The following is a 23,748-nucleotide window of genomic DNA, read 5'->3' as shown; positions in this document are numbered from 1 at the left end:
ACAACCCTTGGAGAGCATTCGGGTTCATCGAATGTTCACCGGAGGGGACGTGAGCAGGGCCGCACGACCCGGGCCGGCAGGTCGTGCAATCGCCGACGGTAATGTCTTGGTGTGCCAGTTCCGGGTCCCGGTTATGCCATCACCGCGCGGGTCGAGGTGCCCGCCTCCGCCAGCGCCGCGGGTGACCTCACGATGGCCATCGGCCGCGTCGGGGGCGTCGTCACCGCGTTCGACGTGGTGGAGGCCGCCCACAACGAGATCCTCGTCATCGACATCAGCTGCAACGCGCTCAACGAGGCCCACGCGGAGGAGATCACCGCCGCGCTGGAGGCGCTACCCGGCGTGCGCGTGCGCAAGGTCTCCGACCGCACGTTCCTGCTCCACCTCGGGGGCAAGCTGAGCGTCGAGTCCAAGGTCAGCCTGCGCAACCGCGACGACCTCTCGCGGGCCTACACCCCCGGCGTCGCCCGGGTCTGCCAGGCCATCGCGGCCAACCCGGCCGACGCGCGGCGCCTCACGATCAAGCGCAACACGGTGGCCGTGGTCACCGACGGGTCTGCCGTGCTCGGCCTCGGCAACCTCGGTGCCGCCGCCGCGATGCCGGTGATGGAGGGCAAGGCGGCGCTGTTCAAGCGATTCGCCGGGGTGGACGCCTGGCCGGTGTGCCTGGACACCCAGGACACCGAGGAGATCATCCGCACCGTCCAGATCCTCGCCCCCGCCTACGGCGGCATCAACCTCGAGGACATCGCGGCCCCGCGCTGCTTCGAGATCGAGGCACGGCTGCGTGAACTGCTCGACATCCCGGTCTTCCACGACGATCAGCACGGCACGGCGGTGGTCGTCCTCGGCGCGCTGCGCAACGCGCTGCGGGTGGTCGGCAAGAAGCTCTCCGACTGCAAGGTCGTGGTGTGCGGGGTCGGTGCCGCGGGCTCGGCGGTCATCCGGCTGCTGCGCTCCAGCGCGCCCGGCGACGTGCTGGCCGTCGACATCAACGGGATCGTCCACCCGGGTCGTCCCGGCCTCGACGACAACCTGAGCTGGATCGCCGAGCACACCAACGTGGCGCAGGTGTCCGGCACGCTCGCCGACGCGCTGGTCGACGCCGACGTGTTCATCGGGGTGTCGGCGCCCAACCTGTTCGGGGCCGAGGAGCTCGCCACGATGGCGCCCGACGCCATCGTGTTCGCCCTGGCCAACCCCGACCCGGAGATCGACCCGGCGATCGCGATGGCCAAGGCCGCCGTGGTGGCCACCGGCCGCTCGGACTACCCCAACCAGATCAACAACGTGCTCGCGTTCCCCGGGGTGTTCCGCGGCCTGCTGGACGCCCAGGCGCGCGACATCACCGACGCGATGCTGCTCGCCGCCTCTGCCGCCATCGCCGACGTCGTCACCGAGCCGAACCCGTCGTTCATCGTGCCGAGCGTCTTCGACTCCGCGGTCGCCCCGGCCGTGGCCGAGGCGGTCCGCAATGCCACGGGCCGGAGCGACGTCGCCCCGATCTGACGTCCGGCGCCCGCCGAAGGGGTCGTCAACGGGTGGTCCTGGTGCCGGCTGCCACCGCTGTGGTGTGCGGCTCGGCGCCCGGCTCCGACATGCGGCGGGCGGCGAGCAGCGCCACCACGGGCAGCAACGCGAGGGCGAGCAGCGCGTACTGCAGTGAGAATGCGGTGGCCAGGGCTGCAACGCCCGGGGCCGCGAGACCGCCGACGCTGACCGCGAGACCGAGCGTGACACCGCTGGCCGTGCCGAGCCTGTTCGGCAGGTAGTCCTGTCCGAGGGTGACATGGAGCGAGAACGGGACGTACGTGGCGACGGCGGTCAACGCCACCAGCAGGTACACGGCCGGTCCGGGAACGAGCGCGAGGCCGATCAGCGCGGGCACGGCGACCGCGTACGACACGCGGATCGTCCGGATGCGGCCCCACCGCGCCGCCAGCACCCCACCGAGCAGCGTGCCGGCCGCGCCGACCCCGAACAGGACCACGAGGGCGACCTCACCGGCCACCGGCCCACCGCCCACCCGCCCCGCGACCCAGATCGCGAGGAACGTGCTGAGCCCGAATGTCACGATCGACCGGCTGATGACCACGATCGTCAGGCGGCCGAACTGTCGCCAGTCGTCCCTGCCGCTCCTGATCGTGCCCGTTCTCGGTGCTTGTGTGCGGATGCCGGAACGGCCCAGGGCCGAGACCGTGAGGGCGCAGCCGACCGCGGCCGGGATGACGAGCAGTGGGCTGGCGCTCAGCCCGCCCAGTTGCAGCACCGGGGTGACGACCACGGGCCCGAGCGCGAACCCGATGTTGCCGCCGACGGAGAACCAGCTCATCGCGACGTGACTGCCGCCGCTGGCCGTGCGGGCGAGCCGTGCGGACTCCGGGTGGTAGGCGGCGACCCCGAGGCCCGAGAGGGCGATCGCCGCCCACGTCATCAGATAGGAGTCGCTCACGCCCGAGAGTCCGATTCCCGCGCCGGCGAGCGTCATTCCCAGCGGGACCAGCCACGGCATCTGACGGCGGTCGGTGAGCACGCCGAACAACGGCTGCACGACGGACGACAGCAGGGTCGCGGCCAACGTGATGCCGGACGCCGCGAGATATCCGTACGACCGCTCGGCGACCAGAAACGGAACGATTGCGGGAACGGCTCCCTGGTAGAGGTCATCGACCGCGTGCCCGATGACGAGCACGATCATGGGCCGGGACAGTGAGCGTTTCCCTGTCGTCATGCAGCGATCATCGGATCGGGCCGGGCTGCGCGATTCCGATAACGGGCCTGATTGTGTCGAGTACTCGCCACCTGCCGCAGGCGCTGCTGCGCGTCTCCGGCGGCACCTGGGGTTTCCTCTGCCTCGTCCTGCGCGCGACGGCCGACTGACCACGGCCGGTCCGTGGCGACACAGCATCGATCATCGACTCGGGCCGGGGGCGCGCGATCCCGATAATCTCGCCGACTGTGTCGAGCACTCGCCACCTTCCGCACGCGCCGACCGACAGCCGCGACCTCGCGGCCACCGCAGGGGTGGACGCGCACTGGCACGACGAGAACCAGGTGGCGTACGCGAGCCAGGGGGTGCTTGCCGTGCACACCGAGGCCTCGCGCTGGATCGTGCCCGCGCATCGCGCGATCTGGGTGCCGGCGGGCACGGTCCACTCCCATCGGGCATACGGCGAGACCCGCCTGCACCTGCTCGGGCTGCCCGCCGAGCGCAACCCGCTCGGTCTCGTCGAACCGACGGTCCTCGCGGTGTCCCCGCTCCTGCGTGAGCTGCTCATCGCCTACACCGCGTCGGACGAGTCGCAGGACGTCCGAGCGCGTCGGCGGATGCTCGGCGTATTGCTCGACCAGCTGGCCGCGGCACGTGAGCGGCCCGTCAGGATCCCCGCCGCCCGCGACGCCCGGCTCGCGGCCGTCACCGCGATCCTCGAGGCCGACCCGTCGGACTCCCGCAGCCTCGAAGCCCTCGGGCGTGAGGTCGGTGCGAGCGGTCGGACGCTGACCAGGCTGTTCCGCCAGGACGTGGGGATGACCTTCCCGCAGTGGCGTACCCAGCTGCGGCTCTACCAGGCGCTTCGGCTGCTCGCTGAGGGCCGGTCCGTGACAACGGTGGGGCGCTGCTGCGGGTTTGCGACCACCAGCGCCTTCATCGACGTCTTCCGGCGCTCCCTGGGGCACACCCCGGGCGCCTACGTCCGCAACAGATCGGCGAGCCCGGGCGCCAGCGGATGAGGCCGCCGCCGCATCGCACCGCAGGTCTCGGCGGTGCCCGCTGTGTCGCAGGGCACGGACTACCCTGGACATGTGCTTCCCGTGATCGGTGTGCTCGCTCTGCAAGGCGATGTCCGCGAGCATCTTGCGGCCGTATCGGCCTGCGGCGATGTCCGCGGAGTGCCGGTGCGCCGCCCCTCCGAGCTCGATGCGGTGGACGCGTTGGTGATCCCCGGCGGGGAGTCCACCACGATGAGCCGGCTGCTCGAGGTCTTCGAACTGCTCGACCCGCTGCGCGCGCGGATCGCTGCCGGGATGCCGGCCTACGGGTCCTGTGCCGGGATGATCCTGCTCGCCCGCGAGGTGCTCGACGGCCGCCCCGACCAGAAGCAGATCGGCGGTCTCGACGTCGTGGTCCGGCGCAACGCGTTCGGCCGCCAGGTCGATTCGTTCGAGACCGACCTGCGTTTCCGCGGGATGCTCGGTGGTCCGGTCCGCGCGGTGTTCATCCGCGCGCCGTGGGTCGAGTCGGCAGGCCCCGGAGTGGAGGTGCTCGCCACCGTCCCGCAGTCGACGATCACCGGCGCCGACGCGGGCGCTGCGGCCGGTCGAGCGGTCGCCGTGCGTCAGGGCGCGGTGATCGCCACGGCGTTCCATCCCGAGCTCACGGGTGATCTGCGGGTGCACGGGCTCTTCTGCGACCTCGTGAAGGAAGCCGCCCGCGCCGCCTGAGCAATGGGCGTGAGGCCGCACGACCGGTGGCCCCCTTCCCGGCCGCTCGTCCTCCGAACGGGTCGGTAGAATCGACAGTTCAAGCAGACGTCGGTGCTATCCGGTCCGCGCGGCAGGAGGCCGGTGGCGGACGTCCGGATCCCGGCGGGTGGGCAAGAGCTGGGAAAGGACGGCGACACCGATGAGCGGCCACTCCAAGTGGGCGACGACGAAGCACAAGAAGGCCGTCATCGACGCCCGGCGCGGCAAGATGTTCGCCAAGCTGATCAAGAACATCGAGGTGGCCGCGCGCACGGGCGGCGGTGACCCGGATGGCAACCCCACGCTGTACGACGCCATCCAGAAGGCCAAGAAGAGCTCGGTCCCCAACGACAACATCGACCGTGCCGTCAAGCGCGGGTCCGGTGCCGACGCGGGGGGTGCCGACTACCAGACGATCACGTACGAGGGCTACGGGCCCAACGGCGTCGCGGTGCTCATCGAGTGCCTCACCGACAACCGCAACCGGGCCGCCACCGAGGTCCGCACGGCGATGACCCGCAACGGCGGCGCGATGGCCGACCCCGGTTCCGTGGCGTACCTCTTCACGCGCAAGGGCGTGGTGATCGTTCCGAAGGCAGGCGAGCTCACCGAGGACGACCTGCTGCTCGCCGTGCTCGACGCCGGCGCCGAGGAGGTCAACGATCTCGGCGAGAGTTTCGAGATCGTCTCCGAGGCCGGTGACCTCATTCCAGTGCGCACGGCATTGCAGGACGCCGGTATCGACTACGACTCGGCCGACCCCACCTTCCTGCCGTCGATGAGCGTGCCGCTCGACGCCGAGGCGGCGAAGAAGGTGTTCCGCTTGATCGACGCGCTCGAGGACAGCGACGAGGTGCAGAACGTCTACGCCAACTTCGACGTCTCCGACGAGGTCCTCGAAGAGGTCAACGCGTAGCCGTCGGCGATTCGACGAGCTGAGGGCGGAGGTCTGCTGAGTTCCGCCGCACACGTATCCGTCAGTCCGGGCATTCAGGGCGTATCGGACGAAGATCCACTGGGCTACGGTGGCTCCGCGCGTGGTCGCCGGCTGCCGTGGCCGGTGGTTCCCGAGATCCTCGCCGGCCACTCACCGCGTGGTCGTGCTCCCTCCCCGGCAATGACGAATGGAGTACGTGTGTCGATCAGCCTGACCAAAGGTCAGAAGGTCTCTCTCGCGAAGCGCGACGGCGGAAGCCTGAGCGTGGTCCGCATGGGACTCGGCTGGGACGCAGTGAAGAAGCGTGGGCTCTTCGGCTCGAAGTCGCAGCAGGTCGACCTGGATGCGTCCGCGCTGCTGTTCGACGTGAGCGACAACCTGATCGACGCGGTGTGGTTCCGGCAGCTGCGCAGCCAGGACGGCTCCGTGCAGCACACGGGCGACAACCTCACGGGAGCGGGTGAGGGCGACGACGAGACGATCCTCGTGGACCTCACACGGCTCTCGCCCGCGATCGGCCAGATCGTCTTCGTCGTCAACTCGTTCACCGGCCAGGACTTCTCCCAGGTCGAGAACGCGTTCTGCCGGCTCGTCGACCAGACCACGGGCGACGAGCTCGCCCGCTACGTCCTGTCGGGCTCGGGCCGCCACAACGCCCAGATCATGGCCAAGGTGGCCCGTGACGAGGGCGGAGGCTGGACGATGACGGCCATCGGCGCCGTCGCGTCCGGCCGCACGTTCCAGGAGCTGCTGCCGGTGACCGCCGGTCACCTCTGACGCGCTTCGCGCAGGGCCTGGCCGCCGGGACCGGGCCGGGTGGCCGCCGCGACCCGGTCGGAGAGCCACGCGAGCAGCTCGGCGCCCGCCGCCACTCCGGTGGCGACGGTGACGGCCAGGTGCGGGCGGGCGAAACCGGTGGCCGCGAGCTCGCCGTGTGCCGGGCGGATGGCGAGGTGGGCCGCGTCGAGGAGGTCGGCGTCGAGCAGCGAGTCGCCGGCGGCGAGCAACGTCGTGCCGCCACAGCGGTCGAGCACCTCGGCCGCTGCCGCCGACTTCGTGAGGCCGGCGGGCACGGCGTAGACCTTGCGGCCCTGCAGCGACACCGTCCAGCCACGGGGAGCGCACCACGCGCTGAGCTCCTCGACCCAGCCGGAAGGCAGCGCCGCCCGCTCCACCACCGCGTAGCAGAAGAGCCCGGCGGCCGTGCGCAGCCGCAGGACGAACGCCCCGCTGTGGGCGCGCATGTGCGTCTCGACCTCGGCGGGTGGCGCGCAGCCCGCGAGCCGGCTGCGCACGGTGGCGCTCCACCCGGCGTCGATCTCCCCGTCGACGAGCACGTGCCCGCCGTTGCTGGCGATCGCGTACCGCGCGGGCGACCCGGGCAGGTGCACGCGGGCGAGCTGCGCGGGCGTGCGGGTGGTGGTCGGGACGACGACGGCGGTGTCCTGCAGCGCGCGGAAGGCATCGGCCGCGGCCTCGGTCATGAACGACCGTGGCGCGCCGTCGTGGATCTCGACGCAGAGCAGCCGGGGGGCGTCGCTGTCGGGGCAGCGCAGGTCGAGCGCGGCCGGCGAGTAGATCGTGGTGCGGTCGAGGTCGAGACAGACCACGGGACTCCCGGCATCGGTCGCGAGGCCGGGTCGGGGTGCTGTCTCTGCCGTCACGGTGCTGCCGCCGTGGCATCGGCACCGGCCGGGGACCGGGTGTAGCCGGGATGGATCAGCCCGACGCACGTATAGGGCAGGTCCGCCACCTCCTCGATGGGCACGTCGCGCTGCTGCGCGAGTAGCCGGATGTGGGCGACGTCGGCGGCGGGCGCACCGGCGCGCACCAACACCCGCCACGGCACCCGGCGCAACAGCACCCTGGTGGTCTCGCCGACCCCGGGCTTGACGAGGTTGACGTCGCCGATGCCGTAGGCCTCGACGATGCTGTCGACGGCCCGGCGGCCAGCGTGGTCGGCGACCCGGTCTGCGGGCGCCGTCGTGTCGCCGACGTGCGGGAACTGCGCGCTGACGGCGTCGAGGAAGCCGGCGGAAACGTCCGAGCAGGCGAGCTCCGCGTAGAACTTGGCCCCGTGGTAGCGCTGGGGTCCCACCAGGCCCGGGTGCAGCACGGTGCGGGAGACGAGCCCGGACACCGTCGAGTTCAGGCAGGCCGAGGCGATCAGCCAGTCCTCCCGGGTGCCGAAGGTGGTGGCGCAGCGCCCGGGGTCGGCCAGCACGGCGAGGCGCGGGTCGAACCGCACGCCGGTGTCGTACTCGTGCTCGGCCACGGACGCCGCGAGCTCACGGGCGATCGCGCCCTTGCCCGTCCAGCCGTCCACGAAGACCACCCGGGACGAGTGGTGATGTTCGGCGAGGTGGCGCAACGCGAGCCGGTCGATGCCGCGGCCACGCACGATCGACACGGCGTAGTGGCGCAGGTCGAGCCCGTGGGCCCACGCGGCCCAGCGCCGCATCAGCACACCGATCGGAGTGCCGGCGCGGGCGAGCGACGCGAGCACGACGTCGGGGCCACGCTCGCGGAGCACCAGTTCGGTGACCGTGCCGACGGCCTGCGCCAGCCGGGGCGCGGTCGCGGCGAGCACCGACCGGTACAGCGCGAGATAGCCCGCATCCGGGCGGTACTCGTGCGGGAGCGACTCCGCGTAGTGCGCACCACCGCTCTGAACGGCCTCCTCGCGCTCCTCCGTGGGCGCCTCGAGCGGCACTCCGGAGAGATCGGTGAGCAGCCAGCCCACCTCGTCCGGTGCGTAGCTGCCGAACGTCGGGCCGCGCAGCGGGGCGGGGGTCATGGCGTTACCACCACGCTCGTGCGCCGGGCGTGCGGGGCGAGTGCCGCGAGCAGCCCGGTTCGCAGAGCGGGGGTGTCCGCGGGCGGGTCGACGACGACGAGGACGTGGTCCCACGGGGGATCCTGCGCGCCGCCGACGTTGTAGGCGAAGCGGGGGCCGGGCCCGTCGGCGGGGTCGTCGTGGGCGGGGAAGGCGATGCCGCTCGTGAGCGCGTACCCCGGCGAATCGACCACCACCGCGGGCGAGCGCGTGGTGCTGGAGAACGCGACGTCGTGGCCCGCATCGGCGAGGGTCTGGGCCAGCCGTAATGGCAGATGCATCAGCTCCTCGGTGCCGAGCACGAGGATGCGCTCGCCGGCATCGAGCCGGGCAGCACGCTCGAGACCTGCGGCGACGTGGGGGAGTGCGGCTGCGAGGTGCCGGTGGTGAGCGGGTCCGACCCCGTGTCGTGCCCCCGTCGGCAGCCCGACCGGCCACCCGAGCTCGCCGAGCGTCACCCGGGAGGCGCGCCCGTTCGGGGCGGTGTGGGGAGTGGGGCCGTCGCCGACCTCGGCGCGAAGAGCGGCAGCGCGTTCGGCGAGGTCGGCGGGCAGCTCGATCGCGGCCTGCGCCAGTGCGACGACGTCGAGCTGCGCACCCAGCGCAGCGACGGCGTCGACGAGGTCGCTGCCGGGCGGACGCACGTCCACGAGGGCCGCCACGACATAGCGCTCCCGCGGCGCCGTGCGGTGCAGCGCCGTGATGGTGTTCAGCGCGGTGCGCCCGGTGCTGAGCTCGTCGTCCACCAGCACGAGCGGCCGTCCGTCACGGAGCAGCGCGGAGTCGGCGGGGAGCAGCAGGTGGTCGGTGGCGTGCGAATGCTCCTCCGTGAAGCCGCCCGCCACGGCGAACCCGGGCACGGGCCGCCGGGTGGAGTGCAGGTACGTGACGCCGCCCAGGCCTTCGGCCACACAGTGCCCCAGCGCTGTGGCCGTCTCCGCGAAGCCGATCACCAGGGCGTCCGATGCCGCAGCGACCGCCCGCTCGGCGTCGGTGTGCAGCGCGGCGGCCGCACCATGGTCACCTCGGACGGCCGCGTGCAGCGTCTGCGCCGGTAGGGCCCTCGCCGGGCGTCCGGCCAGCGCGTCGGCCACCAGAGCGCCCAGCAGCAGCCCCGCGGCACGGACCAGCCGGGGATCGGCGGGCACGTGCTTGCCGAGCACCCGGGACACGAGCAGCTGAGCACGGCGCGGGTTGCGACGCAGCGCCAGGCCCAGCAGCACGGTGGGGTCGACACCCGGGCCGACGGGCCGCAACCGGATGCCGAGCCGTTCGGCCGGAGCGCTTGCGATGCCGGTCATCGGGGCAGGCTCGCGGCGAGCAGATCGACGAAGGAGACGTCGTCAGCGGCCACGCCGAACGCCCGCGCGCGCAGCATCGTGAGCCGGGCCCATGCCGTGTGCGGGCCGGTCTCGTTCATCTTGTTGCCATGGCCGGACGCCAGCACGCCGCCCGCCCGACCGGCCCGCAGGACGTCGGACGCGTCGCGGTGCTCCTCCGCGGAGACGACCGACAGCGCGTTGACGACGGCGACGTGGCTCGGGTGGATGGCCGTCTTGCCGATCAGCCCGTTGGCCCTGTCGAGCGAGACCTCGCGGATGAGCCCGTCGATCGCCCGGTCGAGGAGCCGCCCGCGCAGCTCCGGTTCGTTGTGCTCGGTGAACGGTGACGACCGCAGCAGCGGCTTGAAGATCCGTTCGACGCCTGCGTAGTACTCCCACACGGGTCCGGTGACGGTGAACCCGCTGCCGTCAGCGCGGCCCAGCACGTTCACGACGTCGGCGATCAGGCTGCTCACCACCTTGACGTCGTAGATCGACAGATCCGGCGAGCGGCGCAACCCGTAGAGAGCGCAGAGGTCGGTGGCCCCGAGCCGCACAGCGAGGATCCGGCGCCGGTCGCGGTGCAGGAGGGCGCGCAGCCTGGTCAGCTCGTCGACGCGCGTCTCGGCATAGAGCACGGCGCCCGACTCGATCACGGGCATGGCCAGCAGCGCTGTGCCTGCCATGGCGTCGGCCTCGTCGAGGGCGTGCAGGTACTCGGTGCCGCTCGTGGCGGTGAACTTCGGCATGACGAACCCGTCCAGCACCGCTGCGGCCGGTCCGAGGCGGGCCACCAGCCGCGGGATCTGCGCCGCGTGCCGGACCCGGACGAACAGGATCGGCGGCTCGGCCGCGGGCTCGTCGTGCAGGTCCGTCAGCGCTGCCACCAGGTTGGCCTCACCCTCGGCCACCTGATCGTCCGCGATCGCGTCCTCCAGGCAGACGACCACCGACGTGACGCCGGCGGTCGCCTGCTTGACGATGTCGGCGGCGAGCGCCGGCCGGGTGGCCGGCATGTAGAGCGTGGCGCCGAGAGCCACCGAGAGCAGCTCCCGGCCGCTGCGGCGGTGGAACGTCTCCGGTGGTGACGCGAACAGTGCGCCCGTCTCGGACGCGCTCAAGTACCCGAAGTGCCGCACGCGACGGACCCTTTCCGACATCGCTCGGTTGAGGCACGTACTCCCGGGAGGCGGTGATCGACGGTGCCCGATCCGGGCGCGGGTGGAGCTCGCTGCTGCGTGTCAGACGTTGACGCCGTAGTCGCGGGCGATGCCCGCGAGCCCCGATGCGTACCCCTGGCCGACTGCGCGGAACTTCCACTCCGCCCCGTTGCGGTAGAGCTCCCCGAAGACCATCGCCGTCTCGGTGGAGGCGTCCTCGCTGAGGTCGTAGCGGGCGATCTCGGCTCCGCCGTCCTGGTTGACGACCCGGATGTAGGCGTTGCGGACCTGGCCGAAGCTCTGTGAGCGCGCGTCGGCGTCGTAGATGCTGACGGCGAAGACGACCTTGTCGGCCTGCGGGGCCATCGCGGCCAGGTTGACCTTGACCTGCTCGTCGTCGCCCGCGCCCTCACCGGTGACGTTGTCGCCGGTGTGCTCGACCGTGCCGTCAGGGGTGGTGAGGTTGTTGAAGAACACGAAGTGCTTGTCGGAGAGCACCTTGTCGCCTGCGCCGGCCACGATCGCCGAGGTGTCGAGATCGAAGTCGGTGCCCGTGGTGCTGCGCACGTCCCACCCGAGGCCGACGATCACGGCCGTGAGGTCGGGGGCCTGCTTGGTGAGGCTGACGTTTCCACCCTTGGTGAGGCTGACGCTCACGTCACTGCTCCACATCTGGTTGTCGAGAGGCCGGATGATCTCGGTGGGACCCTATCGGGACGAACAGGACGTACGGCACGTCCAACATCAGCAACGGTGAAATCGCGGGCCGGGTTCCCCGCTGCCCGCGACCTGCTGTGTCGCAGGCCCGTCCGGTGCGGAACTGTCGGGCGACGGTCCTACACTCGCCGTCGATGAGCCCCGCCACACGCACCCCACAGAAGCCGGCCGCGCCGGCGCCGGCCTCGCCGTCGTCCACCGGGCGACGGCTCCTGCTGCTCGATGGCCACTCGCTGGCCTACCGCGCGTTCTTCGCGCTGCCTGCGGAGAACTTCCGCACGGGCACGGGGCAGACCACCAACGCGGTCTACGGCTTCACGTCGATGCTCATCAACCTGCTGCGCGACGAGCAGCCCACCCACCTCGCGGTGTGCTTCGACGTCTCCCGCGCCACGTTCCGGTCCGAGCGCTACACGGAGTACAAGGCCAACCGCACCACCACTCCCGACGACTTCCGGGGCCAGGTCGACCTCATCAAGGAGGTGCTGCGGGCGCTGGGCATCCCCGATTTCGGTGTGGAGGGCTTCGAGGCCGACGACCTGATCGCCACGCTGGCCACCCAGGCGGAGGCCGACGGCTTCCAGGTGCTCATCACCACGGGCGACCGCGATGCGTTCCAGCTGGTCAGCGACGACGTCACGGTGCTCTACCCGAAGCGCGGGGTGTCCGATCTCGGCCGCATCGACCCGGGCGAGGTGATGAACCGCTACGGCCTCACCCCTGCCCAGTACCCGGATTTCGCGGCGCTGCGGGGCGACCCCAGCGACAACCTGCCGAGCATCCCGGGCGTAGGGGAGAAGACGGCTGCGAAGTGGATCCGCGAGTTCGGTTCGCTCGCCGAGCTCACCGACCGCGTCGACGAGGTCAAGGGCAAGGCGGGCGACGCCCTGCGGGCCCACCTGGCCGGTGTGTTGCTCAACCGGCAGCTCACGGAGCTGATCCGCGACGTGCCGCTCGATGCGGCGCCGGCCGATCTCGAGCTGCGGCCGTGGGATCGCGACGCCGTGCACCGGCTGTTCGACGAACTGGAGTTCCGCGTGCTGCGCGAGCGGCTGTTCGCCACGCTGCAGAGCGCGGAGCCGGAGGCCGAGGGCGGCATCGAGGTGCAGGGCGGGGCCATCGAGCCAGGTGGCGTCCGGGCCTGGCTCCAGAGCCATGCGCGCGACGGCCGCCGCGTCGGCCTCACGTTCCACGGCATCACCGGTGGGGCCACCGCGGGCGACCTTGCCGGCATCGGGCTCGCGGCGGGCGAGCCCACCGTGGAGGCGCGCGCGGAGGGTGCGCTCGCCGGCGTGCCGCAGGCCGCCTACCTCGACGTCGTCAAGCTCACGCCCGACGACGAGGCCGCGCTGGGGGAGTGGCTCGCCGACCCGTCGGTGCCCAAGGCGGCCCACGACGCCAAGTCCGCGCTCCACGCGCTGCGCGGGCGCGGCTGGAGCCTCGCCGGGCTCACCAGCGACACGGCGCTCGCCGCCTACCTCGCCCGGCCGGGGCAGCGCAGCTTCGACCTCGCCGACCTGGCGCTGCGCTACCTGCGCCGCGAGCTGCGGGCCGACGGTGAGGCCGAGGACGGTCAGCTCTCGCTGCTCGGCGGCGAGGAGGAGGCCGACGCGGCCCGTGCGCAGACGCAGATGATCGCGGCCTCCGCCGTCGCGGAACTGGCCGACGCCCTCGACGCCGAGTTGGCCGAGCGCGGCGGCACCGAACTGCTGGCGGAGCTCGAGCTGCCGCTGGAGTTCGTGCTCGCCGACCTGGAGAAGGCCGGCATCGCCGTCGACGGCGAGGCCCTCGCTGCCCTGGAGGCCGAGTTCGCCGCTCAGGTGAAGCAGGCCGCGCAGGACTGCTACTCCGTGATCGGCAAGGAGATCAACCTCGGCTCGCCGAAGCAGCTGCAAGCCGTGCTGTTCGACGAGCTCAACATGCCGAAGACCAAGCGCACCAAGACCGGCTACACCACCGATGCCGACGCGCTGCAGACGCTCTACGAGCAGACGGGCCACGAGTTCCTCTCCCACCTGCTGCTGCACCGCGATGCCACCCGGCTCAAGGTCACCGTGGACGGCCTGCTCAAGTCCGTGGCCGACGACGGGCGGATCCACACCACCTACAGCCAGACGATCGCGGCCACCGGTCGCCTGAGCTCCACCGAGCCCAACCTGCAGAACGTGCCGATCCGCACCGCGGCGGGCCGGCGGATCCGCGAGACGTTCGTGGTCGGCCCCGGCTATGCCGAGCTGATGACGGCCGACTACAGCCAGATCGAGATGCGGATCATGGCCCACCTGTCGGAGGACGCCGCGCTGATCGAGGCCTTCCGCTCGCGCCACGACTTCCACGCACAGACGGCCGGCCGGGTCTTCGGCTGCGAACCCACCGAGGTCTCGGGGGAGCAGCGCGCCAAGATCAAGGCGATGAACTACGGGCTGGCCTACGGGCTCTCCTCGTTCGGCCTGGCCGGGCAGCTGCGGATCTCCACCGAGGAGGCCCGCGGGCTCATGGACGAGTACTTCAACGTCTTCGGCGGAGTGCGCGACTACCTGCGCAGCATCGTCGACGTCGCCCGCAAGGACGGCTTCACCGCCACCATCCTCGGCCGCCGCCGCTACCTGCCCGACCTCACCAGCGACAACCGCCAACGCCGGGAGATGGCCGAGCGGATGGCGCTGAACGCCCCCATCCAGGGCAGCGCCGCCGACATCATCAAGGTCGCCATGCTGGGCGTGCACAGGGCTCTCACCAGCGAGGGGCTGCGCAGCCGGATGCTGCTGCAGGTGCACGACGAACTCGTGCTCGAGGTGGCCGAAGGCGAGCGCGAGGCCGTGGAGACCTTGGTGCGGCGCGAGATGGGTGCGGCGGCGCAGCTGAGCGTGCCGCTCGAGGTGTCGGTCGGCTACGGCCGCAGCTGGGACGACGCGGCCCACTGACCGGGCGTGGTCGGCGGCGAGGTCTCCATCCGCAGCAGGGCCGGCCGGTGGGGGCAGTGCGCCGTCGTCGGGTGTCGGTCGGCTACGGCCGTAGCTGGGAGGACGTGGCCCATTGACCGGGCGTGGTCGGCGGCGAGGTCTCCATTCGCAGCAGGGTCGGCCCGTGGGGGCAGTGCGCCGTCGTCGGGTGTTGGTCGGCTACGGCCGCGGCTGGGAGGACGTGGCCCATTGACCGGGCGTGGTCGGCGGTGAGGTCTCCATTCGCAGCAGGGTCGGCCGGTGGGGCAGTGCGCCGTCGTCGGGTGTTGGTCGGCTACGGCCGTAGCTGGGAGGACGTGGCCCATTGACCGGGCGTGGTCGGCGGTGAGGTCTCCATTCGCAGCAGGGTCGGCCGGTGGGGCAGTGCGCCGTCGTCGGGTGTCGGTCGGCTACGGCCGCAGCTGCTACGACGCGGCCCACCGACCGGGCGTGGCCGGCAGCGAGGTCTCCACCCGCAGCAACGCCGGCCCGCGGCGCAATACGCCGTCGTCGAGCGGTTCGCAGCGCACCCCGCCCCGGCCGCGCATCCCGCGGAACGCGCCCGGGGCGAGCACCACGTCCATCCAGCGGCAGGGGTTGGCGGGGCGGTGCGCGCGGAACCGCACCGGCCCGTCGCCCGAGTCGATGCTGAAGACGGCCCCCTCGGTGCCGCGCCCGGCCGCCAGTCGGTCCACCGGGAAGCCGCGCACCACCACGTTCCGGCGCGTCAGGCCCGCATCGGGCACGGCCGCCAGCCCCAGCTCGCGGGCAACCTCGTCGAGTGACTCCGCCGCGAAGAACGTGACCGCCGCCCGGCGGTGGGCCGCGTGCCCGAAGTAGCGGTCCCCGACGAGTCCGAGACCGGCCCTGACCTCGACGTACTCGGGGTGCGTCCCGCTCGCCTCGGGTCGAGGTCCGTCCTGCGGCCGCCCCTCGAAGGCATGCACGGGGGAGACGAGCAGGTCGACGATCTCCACGGGCACTTCGAGCCCCTGTTCCCCGATCGTCACGACACCGACGCTACCTCCGACCAACCACCGGAGGCCGGCTCGCTGCACCCGGCTACTGGACGGCCGCTCCCCGGGGCACTGCCACGGCCCGAGTGGGCGCGGGTGGTACGCCGAGGCCTCCCGCCCCGGGCGGTGATCATCATTTGGGGACGCGGAGCTGTGTATAGCGCGGTTACCGACCCCCGTTTGGTGATCATGACCCGGCATCGGCCGTGGGGGCTGGTTGGCGTGGCCGCCAGGGGCGGTGATCGCTGTTTCGGGACGGAGCGGTGTGCGCTGCGGTTCCCGGTCGCCGTTTGGTGATCACAAGTTGGCGTCGGCCGCGGGGGCTGGTTGGCGTGGTCGCCTCGGGTGATGATCATCGTTTGGGGACGCGGAGCTGTGTATAGCGCGGTTGCCGACCCCCGTTTGGTGATCATGACCTGGCATCCGCCGCCGAGCACGGGTTGGCGTGGCCGCCACGGCTGGTGAGGTGTGTGTGGCGCGGTTGCCGGTCCCCGAGCGATGATGATCTTGGCTTGCACGGGCCTGGTGCCCCTGGGGCTGTTGCAGGTGCGGCCGACCCCGGCCTTGGTCACCCTTCGAGACGCGGCGATTAACTACTGGTCGAGCGCCGGCTGGGCTTTCCCGCGGCGCCGCGCCCCCGAGCCGTTGGATGTGACCCACCGTTCCGCGCCGTGGGCTGGAACTGCGCTCGAAGGAGGCGGTGCGGCCGGTGTCCGGCTGGCGATCACGACCGACGCGCGGGGGCTGGCGGCGCAGGGACTGTGCCGGCGGGCCGCCGGTGTTGATCGCCGCTTCAGGACCCGGAGCTGCGCGTAGGGCGGTTGCCGACCCCGGTTTGGGATCATGAGCTGGCATCGGCCACGGGGGGCTGGTTGGCGTGGTCGCCTCGGGCGATGATCGCCGTTTGGGGACGCGGAGACGTGTATAGCGCGGTTGCCGACCCCCGTTCGGTGATCATGACCGGTCATCCGCCGCCGAGCACAGGTTGGCGTCGCCGCGACGGGTGTTGATCGCCATTTCGGGACGTGGAGCCGTGTGTCTCGCGGTTGCTGGTCCCCAATCGGAGATCTTGACGGGCACGGGCTGGTGCCCCAGGAACCGTTGCAGGCCCACCCCGGCCCTGGCTCTGATCCCCGCTGGGGACCTGCTGGTCAGCCGCTGGCCGACCCATCCCACGGCGCCGGGCGGCGATCCGGTCGCCACTGTCCGGGCCGCCCGCCGACACCGCGCTCGGCGGAGCCGTGTGGAGCGCGGTCGCCGGCCTCCGGCTGGTGTGCCCAGGGTTCTGTGCCTGCACGGCGGCCTCCGGCGTTGATCGTCATTTCGGGCCCTGGGGCCGTGTGTGGCGCGGTTGCCGACCCCCGTTTGGTGATCATGACCGGGTATCCGCCGCGGAGCGCTGGTTGGCGTGGCCGCCACGGGCGGTGATCGCTGTTTCGGGACGTGGAGCGGTGTGCGCTGCGGTTCGCGGCCCCGTTTGGGGGTCACGATCTGGCCTCGGCCGCGGCACTGGCCGGCGGGCTACTCCGGGTGGTGATCACCATTTCGAGACGCGGAGCAGTGCGTGGCACGGTTGCCCGTCCCCGTCCGGTGATCATGGGCTTGCGCTGAGCATTGTGTCCGGCTGGGCCGCCCGACCCGCGCCCGGGAGCGCCGGTGCCGCGCGTGCCGAGCCTGTCGGCCGCCGTTGCGCGCGCCGGGTGCCGGGGCGCGGCGGGCCTCTACGGCTTCCTCAGGTTCTCGGGCGCCGTCCGGCGAGGACGCGGGCCGGGGGGAGGTTGCGCCAGACCGGCGGGCTCACGGTGAGTTCGGCGAAGGCCGCCCGGAGGTCGCGTTCCTGGCGGCGGGCCGGGGGCAGCAGGTGGGTCACCAGCAGCGAGACCTGGGTGAACGTGCCGGTCGGGGCGAGGGCCGCGGCGGAGATCGCGGGGATCGGCGCGGATGCGTAGGCGGCCCAGGGCAGGAGGCTGCAGATCGAGTCGGCCTTCGTGACCCCGTGGGTCCGCAACACGTCGGGGAGTTCGGCGGCGTCGGCGCACACGACGGTGACAGCGGGGTGGCGGGCGGCGAGCCTGCGCGCCAGCGTCGGGTTGATCTCGATGGCGATGTGGCGGCCGCGCCCGGCAAGCCTGCGCTGCAGAGTGTCGGTGACGTGACCCGTTCCGGCCCCGAGTTCGACGACCACGGATCCGTCGCCGATCACGTGCGGTGCGAGCATCGTGGCGACGAGCGCCTCCGAGCTCGCCGTCACGGTGGCGACCTGAGTGGGGGCGCGCAGGAACTCACACAGCAGGATCCGGCCGTCACGCATCGTCGGAGCGTACGGCGGCAGCGCGCGGGTGAACCCGGATCAGCGGCTGGGCACCCGGCATGCCACCAGCGGGTTTCCGTTCGGTGTCGCACAGGGGACGGCGACGAAAGTACGGGAGAATGCGGAGGTGAATGGTCCTGTTGTGCCGGCGGTGTTCCACCTGCGGCGAGCGCGCGACCTGATCGATCGCCATTACGCCGAGCCGCTCGATCTCGATGACATGGCCCGTGCCGCGGGCTTCTCCCGGTACCACTTCGCCCGCGGGTTCCGCGCAGCCTACGGCGAGACGCCCGGCCAGTACCTCACACGCAGACGGGTGGAGCGGGCGCAGGACCTCCTGCGTTCGGCCGACCTCACCGTCACCGAGATCTGCCACCTCGTCGGGTTCACGAGCCTCGGCTCGTTCAGCACCCGCTTCTCCGAGCTCGTGGGCGCGTCCCCCACGGCGTACCGCAGGGTGCACGCCGAGCGGGCAGCTCCGCGGGTGCCGGACTGCTTCGTCATGGCATGGGGGAGGCCCGGGGCCACCACCGCAAGCACGGAGAAGCCCGCACCGGTGGAGCGGCCCTAGCGTCTGCGGCACCACCACAGTGATCGACCCGGAGGGCCAGATGATCAGCAGGATGTCGCACACCACCGTGTACGTGCTCGACCAGGACTCGGCCAAGGAGTTCTACACCGAGAAGCTCGGCTTCGAGGTGCGCAATGACGTGACGATGGGGGCGGAGTTCGAAGGTGCGGGCGAGGGCTTCCGGTGGCTGACCGTCGGCCCGCCCGACCAGCCCGACATGGAAATCATCCTCGCCGCCGTCGGAATGGGCCACGATCCGGGCACCGCGGACCAGATCCGCGCCCTCGTCGCGAAGGGCGCGCTGGGCGCGGGCGTGATGAACACCGATGACTGCCAGAAGACCTACGAGGAGCTCTCCGCTCGTGGTGTCGTGTTCACGCAGGAGCCCGCGCGGCGCCCGTACGGGATCGAGGCCCTGTTCCGCGACGACTCCGGCAACTGGTTCAGCCTGTCCCAGACCACGGCCTGACCCAAGATTCGGAAGGGGTTTGGGACGTCCGGTCAGACATCCCATGTGCTGCGGGGTCAAGCAGCGGCGTGTTGGTGGGCCCAGGCGGTGGCTTCGTTGTAGCGGGTTCGGGTTTTGAGGCAGCCGTGGAGGATGCCGACGAGGCGGTTGCCGAGTTGGCGTAGTGCGGCGTGGTGGCTGGTGCCGCGGGCGCGGAGGGTGTCGTAGTAGGCGCGGGCGCCGGGCGAGTTGGTGAGTGTGCAGAAGGCCCATTGGTGCACGGCGTCGCCGAGGCGGTGGTTGCGGGCGTAGCGGGCCAGCACAACGGTCTTGCGGCCCGAGGCGCGGGTGATCGGGGAGGTGCCGGCGTAGTTCTTGCGGGCTTTGGCGTCGGTGTATCGGTGGGGGTCGTCTCCGAACTCGGCGAGCACCCGGGCGCCCAGGATCGGCCCGAGGCCGGGCTGGCTGGTGTAGATCTCAGCGTCCGGGTGCTGGCCAAAACCCTGCTCCACCACCGCCTCCAGCTGGGGGATCTGGGTGATCAGCCCGGTCAGCAGCCGCACCTGGGAGACCACGATCGTGGCGTAGGCCTGCTCCACCAGGGCGGGTTGCCGCAGCGCCGGAGCCCGTAGCAGTGTCTGGATGGTGTCGGCCTTGGCTTCGGGGTCGCGGCGGCGGGCCCGCTTCAACGTTGCGGTGATCTTCGAGCGGGACAACCGGGCAGCTCGGTCCGGGTCAGGGGCCTGGCCCAGTAACTCCAGCGCGTCCGATGCCCCCAGGTCGATTCCGGCGGCGGCGAACGCGTCCAGGGCGGCGGGAAAGAACTCACGCAACGCCGAGCGCAGCCGTTGCAGATGCCGGGTTCGCTCCCAGATCAACGACTGGTGGGTCCGGGCGACGAGCTTGAGCCCCTCGACGGCGGGGGAGTCTCCGGCCACCGGCCGGTGATGCGCCCGATCCAGCCGGACGATCTCGGCCAGCACGTGCGCATCCCCCGCATCAGACTTGGCCCCCGAACTCGAGTGCCGCTCCCGATACCGCGCCACCGACATCGGGTTGATCGCGAACACCCGGTAGCCGGCCGCGAGCAGGGCCTGCACCCACGGCCCCCGATCGGTCTCGATCCCCACCACCACCGCGCCCTCAACCAGCGTCCCGGTCAGCGGATCGATCGACTCCTCAGACAGATGCCGCGCCAGCAACTCATGCAGCCGACCGATGCCGACCACACCCTCAGGCAATCTGGCCCGACCCAGCCGCTGCCCGGTCTGATCGACCACCTCGACATCGTGGTGGTCCTCGGCCCAGTCATCCCCCACGAACAGCACGCCAACGCCCTCCCGGCAACCCTGCGATGACACGATCGGCAGCGCGGAGGAGACAGCCGCGGACTAATGGTCAAGTGCTCACCCCACCCGCCGATCCACACTCGAGGGCCGCGGGGCACGTCATCCCATCAGCGGTCACGCTCCTCACGACCGGCGGGCGCACGATCTGACCTTAGAGCTCAACCGCTCTGTCGTCGCGAGTGCTGACCCACCGGCCGCTACCGGAATCGAGCCTGCCAGAACCACGGCCCGACGAACCCATTAGTCGTCGGAGGTGAAAGCGGCGCGGGCGGCGCCGAGCCGGGCGATCTCCAGGCGGCGCCGCTGGTCCCGGGCCCGTTCCGCCAGTGCCGCCAGGTCGACGGTGGTGAGCTGCGGGTGGGCGGGGACCACCTCCATCAGTGCCAGCCAGAGCGCGAGTTTGCCCTCCACGCCGAGCCCGAGGCTCTCGGCCTGCAGCAGCAGCGACAGGTCCCGGCTGCCGGCCATCCGCTCGTGGACACCGATCCGATGCGCCTTCTCCACGACCCAACCGACGGCCTGCTTCACGGGGTTCTGGCCGACCCCCACCTCGTCGACGAGGCCACGCAGCGTCTGGAGGTCCTCCTCGATGTCCTTCGCGATCGGCCCGAGCGCGGCCGCGTACGGAGTGCCCCGGACGGCCTCCTCGAGCTGGCGGGCCATCTCGACGCCCGCGTTGGCGCCGCCGAGGTGATCGTTGAGGTACGTGCCGAGATGATCGACTGCTGACATGCTCGCTCCCTGCGTCGAGGAGTGTCGTCCCACACGGGCGTGCGGTGGCCACGGTCGCACGGACTGCTGAGGAAGTACCCGGCCTGCGGACGGCGCGCCCCCGCGAGCACCCGATCGCACGCCGGTAGCCTGCCCCCTCGAACGGCTGTTCGCGCGTGAGGAGATGGTGTGCGGGTGCTCGGCGTCGACCCGGGGCTCACCCGGTGTGGGCTCGGCGTCGTCGACGGTGCCGGTGGGCGCACCGTGCGCTGCGTGGCTGTCGACGTCGTGCGCACGCCTGCGGACGCCCCGATCGCGGAGCGGCTGCTGGCGGTCGGTGCGGTGGTCGAGGGATGGATCGAGCGGTACCGGCCCGACGTGGTGGCGATCGAGCGCGTGTTCAGCCAGCACAACGTCCGCACGGTGATGGGCACTGCGCAGGCCAGTGGGGTCGTCGCGCTGCTCGCGGCCCGGGCCGGACTGCCGGTCGCGTTCCACACGCCCAGTGAGGTGAAGGCTGCCGTCACGGGCGAGGGCCGAGCGGGCAAGGAGCAGGTCACCACGATGGTCACCCGCCTGCTCAAGCTCGCCGAGGCACCGCGGCCCGCCGACGCGGCCGACGCGCTGGCCCTCGCGATCTGCCACTGCTGGCGGGCGCCCATGCTGGACCGGATGGCCCAGGCGCAGGCTCGGTCGGCCGAGTTGGCGCGGGCCCACAAGGCACGAGTGGCGGCGGCAGCGGCGAAGGCGGCAGCGGCGAAGGCCGCAGGGGAGGCGTCGTGATCAGTTCGGTGCGCGGTGAGGTGCTGGAGATCGGCCTGGACCACGCCGTCGTCGAGGTGGGGGGCGTCGGCCTGGCCGTGCACGCCACCCCCACCACCCTGGCCGGGCTGCGACGGGGGCAGCCCAGCCGGCTCGCCACGGCGCTCGTGGTGCGGGAGGAATCCCTCACCCTGTTCGGTTTCGCCAACGACGAGGAACGCGAGCTCTTCGGGCTGCTACAGACGGTCAGCGGCATCGGGCCGCGCACGGCGCTCGCCACTCTCGCCGTGCTCGCGCCGGACGTGCTGCGCCGCGCACTCGTCGACGGTGACCTGGCGACGATCACCCGCGTGCCGGGCATCGGGCGCAAGGGTGCGGAACGACTGGTGCTGGAGCTGCGCGACAAGGTGGTGGCGTCGGCAGCCGCGCCGGCCGCAGTGCCGTCGGCGGCGCTGAACGGCGCGAACCCGCGTCGTGACCAGGTGGTGGAGGCCCTCGTCGGGCTCGGCTTCACCGCGAAGCCCGCGGAGCAGGCGGTGGACGCGGTGCTGGCCGGTGAGGCCGACGCGGACGCCAGCACGCTCCTGCGTGCGGCGCTGACGCGCCTGGGCAGGTCCCGATGAAGACAACGATATGGACACATATCGCTGATCGCGTCGCGCTCCGAGCAGTGACATGTGTCCATGTCGCGCTGTTGGGCAGGGGGCTTCGGTGAGCGACATCGCGCTCACCCCGGGACCTGAGCCCGAGGACCTCGAGGTCGACGCCAGCCTGCGGCCTCGCTCGCTCACCGAGTTCATCGGGCAGCCGCGGGTCCGCGAGCAGCTGGAGCTGGTGCTGGAGGGGGCGCGGCGGCGTGGTGATCCACCCGACCACATCCTGCTGTCGGGCCCGCCGGGGCTGGGCAAGACGAGCCTCGCGCTGATCGTCGCCGCCGAGATGGGTGCCGCGATCCGGCTGACGTCGGGCCCGGCGCTGGAACGCGCAGGCGACCTCGCCGCGATGCTGTCCAACCTCGAGGCAGGCGACGTCCTCTTCATCGACGAGATCCACCGGATCGCCCGTCCCGCCGAGGAGATGCTCTACCTCGCGATGGAGGACTTCCGGGTGGACGTGGTGGTGGGGAAAGGCCCGGGCGCCACGTCCATCCCGCTGGAGATCGCACCGTTCACGCTGGTCGGGGCCACCACCCGGTCGGGGGCGCTCACCGGTCCGCTGCGTGACAGGTTCGGTTTCACCGCCCATATGGAGTTCTACGAGCCGGCGGAACTCGAGCTCGTGCTGCGCCGTGCCGCGGTGATCCTCGATGTCGATCTGCGCCGTGACGGTGCCCACGAGATCGCGGGCAGGTCCCGGGGCACCCCGCGTATCGCCAACCGACTCCTACGCCGCGTGCGGGACTTCGCCCAGGTGCGCGCCGACGGCGCCGTCACCAGGGAGGTGGCCCGGGACGCCCTGGCCGTCTACGACGTCGACGAGCTGGGCCTCGACCGGCTGGACCGCGCGGTCCTGGGGGCGCTGGTCCGGTCGTTCGGCGGCGGGCCCGTGGGCGTTTCGACGCTTGCTGTCGCAGTCGGCGAGGAACCCGGTACGGTCGAAGAGGTCTGCGAGCCGTACCTGGTAAGGGCCGGAATGCTGGCCCGCACCCCCCGGGGCCGGGTAGCCACGGCGGCGGCCTGGTCACATCTGGGCATCGCTGCGCCGCCGGACGTCACCCCGGGTGGCCCTCCCGCGTTGTTCTGAGCGGGGGCTGGCAGACTCTGGTGGCTCTCGACGTGCGGAGATACGGAGACCATGGACCTCTCGCTGCTGTTCCCACTACTCATCCTGCTGCTGTTCATCCCGATCTTCCTGTCCGGCCGGCGTCAGCGCCGGCAGATGGCGGAGACGCAGGCGCTTCAGCAGTCGCTGGAGAACGGCGACGTGGTCGTGACCACGTCCGGTCTCCGCGGCACGGTCATCGACGCCTCCTACGAGGACACGGTCGACCTCGAGATCGCGGACGGCGTGGTCACCACCTGGCTGCGGGCCGCGATCCGGGAGAAGGTGACCCACCACGACCCGGTGGAGGAGCCGACCGTGATCGACTCGTCGCCCGCTCCGGTGGCCCCGGCCGACCCGACGCCCGACGCGTCGCCGTCACTGGACAAGGCGCCATCGTTGGAGAAGGACGACTCCGCGAACGGCTCCTCCCGCAACTGA

General features: G+C 71.7%; 22 protein-coding genes. 12 read left to right on the top strand and 10 right to left on the bottom strand.

The genetic code is table 11. The annotated features are described in order from the left end of the window. Positions 1–111 precede the first annotated feature (111 nt). Positions 112–1,509, top strand: coding sequence for an NAD-dependent malic enzyme (locus ACQPZQ_RS25710; protein ID WP_241039026.1), 1,398 nt, complete (start codon positions 112–114; stop codon positions 1,507–1,509). A 25-nt stretch (positions 1,510–1,534) separates the two neighbouring features. On the opposite strand, the gene ACQPZQ_RS25705 is transcribed toward ACQPZQ_RS25710, so the two are convergent. Beyond that, the gene (locus ACQPZQ_RS25705) at positions 1,535–2,731 is read right to left on the bottom strand and encodes an MFS transporter (protein WP_433284749.1); all 1,197 of its coding nucleotides are present in this window, start codon (positions 2,729–2,731) and stop codon (positions 1,535–1,537) included. A 227-nt stretch (positions 2,732–2,958) separates the two neighbouring features. On the opposite strand from ACQPZQ_RS25705, the gene ACQPZQ_RS25700 reads away from it, so the two are divergent. From ACQPZQ_RS25700 to ACQPZQ_RS25685, 4 genes are all read left to right on the top strand, one after another. Further along, a complete protein-coding gene (locus ACQPZQ_RS25700) occupies positions 2,959–3,732 on the top strand; it encodes an AraC family transcriptional regulator (RefSeq protein ID WP_433284747.1) in 774 nt (257 codons plus the stop codon). A 72-nt stretch (positions 3,733–3,804) separates the two neighbouring features. Beyond that, positions 3,805–4,443 (top strand): pyridoxal 5'-phosphate synthase glutaminase subunit PdxT, encoded by a 639-nt coding sequence (gene pdxT, locus ACQPZQ_RS25695; RefSeq protein WP_241039023.1) that lies wholly within the window; start codon positions 3,805–3,807, stop codon positions 4,441–4,443. Between the two features lie 181 nt (positions 4,444–4,624). Next, positions 4,625–5,380 carry a YebC/PmpR family DNA-binding transcriptional regulator gene (locus ACQPZQ_RS25690; RefSeq protein WP_433284745.1) on the top strand — a complete coding sequence of 252 codons (756 nt, stop codon included), beginning with the start codon at positions 4,625–4,627 and terminating at the stop codon, positions 5,378–5,380. Positions 5,381–5,599: 219 nt separating this feature from the next. Beyond that, entirely contained in the window at positions 5,600–6,178 is a 579-nt protein-coding gene (locus ACQPZQ_RS25685; RefSeq protein WP_433284743.1) for a TerD family protein, read from the top strand. Here the strand turns inward: ACQPZQ_RS25685 and ACQPZQ_RS25680 are convergent. From ACQPZQ_RS25680 to ACQPZQ_RS25660, 5 genes are all read right to left on the bottom strand, one after another. Next, positions 6,169–7,011: an HAD family hydrolase gene (locus tag ACQPZQ_RS25680; protein WP_433284742.1), complete on the bottom strand. Its 843-nt coding sequence runs from the start codon at positions 7,009–7,011 to the stop codon at positions 6,169–6,171. The two genes, ACQPZQ_RS25685 and ACQPZQ_RS25680, sit on opposite strands and share 10 nt — an antisense overlap. Before the next feature lie 50 nt (positions 7,012–7,061). Next, complete coding sequence (locus tag ACQPZQ_RS25675) at positions 7,062–8,198, bottom strand: cysteine protease StiP family protein (protein WP_433284741.1); 1,137 nt, start codon at positions 8,196–8,198, stop codon at positions 7,062–7,064. Further along, positions 8,195–9,538 (bottom strand): phosphoribosyltransferase family protein, encoded by a 1,344-nt coding sequence (locus tag ACQPZQ_RS25670; protein ID WP_433284739.1) that lies wholly within the window; start codon positions 9,536–9,538, stop codon positions 8,195–8,197. Before ACQPZQ_RS25670 ends, ACQPZQ_RS25675 begins: the two co-directional genes overlap by 4 nt. Beyond that, positions 9,535–10,698 (bottom strand): HpcH/HpaI aldolase/citrate lyase family protein, encoded by a 1,164-nt coding sequence (locus ACQPZQ_RS25665; RefSeq protein WP_433284738.1) that lies wholly within the window; start codon positions 10,696–10,698, stop codon positions 9,535–9,537. The genes ACQPZQ_RS25670 and ACQPZQ_RS25665 overlap by 4 nt, the downstream gene beginning before the upstream one ends. Positions 10,699–10,800: 102 nt before the next feature. Beyond that, positions 10,801–11,376, bottom strand: a complete 576-nt coding sequence (locus ACQPZQ_RS25660) for a TerD family protein (RefSeq protein WP_344728052.1) — start codon at positions 11,374–11,376, stop codon at positions 10,801–10,803. Between the two features lie 194 nt (positions 11,377–11,570). Between ACQPZQ_RS25660 and polA the strand changes: the two genes are divergently transcribed. Continuing rightward, the gene (polA, locus tag ACQPZQ_RS25655) at positions 11,571–14,360 is read left to right on the top strand and encodes a DNA polymerase I (RefSeq protein WP_433284736.1); all 2,790 of its coding nucleotides are present in this window, start codon (positions 11,571–11,573) and stop codon (positions 14,358–14,360) included. Positions 14,361–14,803: 443 nt separating this feature from the next. Here the strand turns inward: polA and ACQPZQ_RS25650 are convergent, their stop codons facing one another. Both ACQPZQ_RS25650 and ACQPZQ_RS25645 read right to left on the bottom strand, forming a co-directional pair. After that, a complete protein-coding gene (locus ACQPZQ_RS25650) occupies positions 14,804–15,388 on the bottom strand; it encodes an MOSC domain-containing protein (RefSeq protein ID WP_433284734.1) in 585 nt (194 codons plus the stop codon). Between the two features lie 1,738 nt (positions 15,389–17,126). Continuing rightward, positions 17,127–17,705, bottom strand: coding sequence for a class I SAM-dependent methyltransferase (locus ACQPZQ_RS25645; protein ID WP_433284732.1), 579 nt, complete (start codon positions 17,703–17,705; stop codon positions 17,127–17,129). Positions 17,706–17,832: 127 nt separating this feature from the next. Here ACQPZQ_RS25645 and ACQPZQ_RS25640 point away from each other — a divergent pair, with 127 nt between their 5' ends. Together ACQPZQ_RS25640 and ACQPZQ_RS25635 are read left to right on the top strand one after the other, a co-directional pair. Further along, positions 17,833–18,276 carry a helix-turn-helix domain-containing protein gene (locus ACQPZQ_RS25640; RefSeq protein ID WP_433284730.1) on the top strand — a complete coding sequence of 148 codons (444 nt, stop codon included), beginning with the start codon at positions 17,833–17,835 and terminating at the stop codon, positions 18,274–18,276. Positions 18,277–18,328: 52 nt separating this feature from the next. Beyond that, on the top strand, positions 18,329–18,745 hold the full coding sequence (locus ACQPZQ_RS25635) for a VOC family protein (protein WP_433284728.1): 417 nt from the start codon (positions 18,329–18,331) through the stop codon (positions 18,743–18,745). 56 nt (positions 18,746–18,801) lie between these two features. Here ACQPZQ_RS25635 and ACQPZQ_RS25630 read toward each other — a convergent pair whose 3' ends face one another. Further along, on the bottom strand, positions 18,802–20,052 hold the full coding sequence (locus ACQPZQ_RS25630) for an IS110 family transposase (RefSeq protein ID WP_433284727.1): 1,251 nt from the start codon (positions 20,050–20,052) through the stop codon (positions 18,802–18,804). Positions 20,053–20,313: 261 nt separating this feature from the next. Beyond that, positions 20,314–20,805 carry a hypothetical protein gene (locus tag ACQPZQ_RS25625; RefSeq protein WP_433284725.1) on the bottom strand — a complete coding sequence of 164 codons (492 nt, stop codon included), beginning with the start codon at positions 20,803–20,805 and terminating at the stop codon, positions 20,314–20,316. A gap of 168 nt (positions 20,806–20,973) precedes the next feature. Here ACQPZQ_RS25625 and ruvC point away from each other — a divergent pair, with 168 nt between their 5' ends. The 4 genes from ruvC to yajC all read left to right on the top strand — a co-directional run bounded on the left by ruvC (position 20,974) and on the right by yajC (position 23,748). Continuing rightward, positions 20,974–21,567, top strand: a complete 594-nt coding sequence (ruvC, locus tag ACQPZQ_RS25620) for a crossover junction endodeoxyribonuclease RuvC (RefSeq protein ID WP_433284723.1) — start codon at positions 20,974–20,976, stop codon at positions 21,565–21,567. Next, a complete protein-coding gene (gene ruvA, locus ACQPZQ_RS25615; protein WP_433284721.1) occupies positions 21,564–22,169 on the top strand; it encodes a Holliday junction branch migration protein RuvA in 606 nt (201 codons plus the stop codon). Before ruvC ends, ruvA begins: the two co-directional genes overlap by 4 nt. Positions 22,170–22,257: 88 nt before the next feature. Beyond that, on the top strand, positions 22,258–23,289 hold the full coding sequence (gene ruvB, locus ACQPZQ_RS25610) for a Holliday junction branch migration DNA helicase RuvB (RefSeq protein WP_433284719.1): 1,032 nt from the start codon (positions 22,258–22,260) through the stop codon (positions 23,287–23,289). A 51-nt stretch (positions 23,290–23,340) separates the two neighbouring features. Further along, positions 23,341–23,748: a preprotein translocase subunit YajC gene (yajC, locus tag ACQPZQ_RS25605; RefSeq protein WP_433284717.1), complete on the top strand. Its 408-nt coding sequence runs from the start codon at positions 23,341–23,343 to the stop codon at positions 23,746–23,748.

Origin of the sequence: Pseudonocardia sp. CA-142604 (genome assembly GCF_050948475.1) — a bacterium.
Classification (GTDB): domain Bacteria; phylum Actinomycetota; class Actinomycetes; order Mycobacteriales; family Pseudonocardiaceae; genus Pseudonocardia; species Pseudonocardia alaniniphila.
Note: the sequence above shows the minus strand (reverse complement) of the source record. Positions and strands in the feature narration are given on the sequence as shown.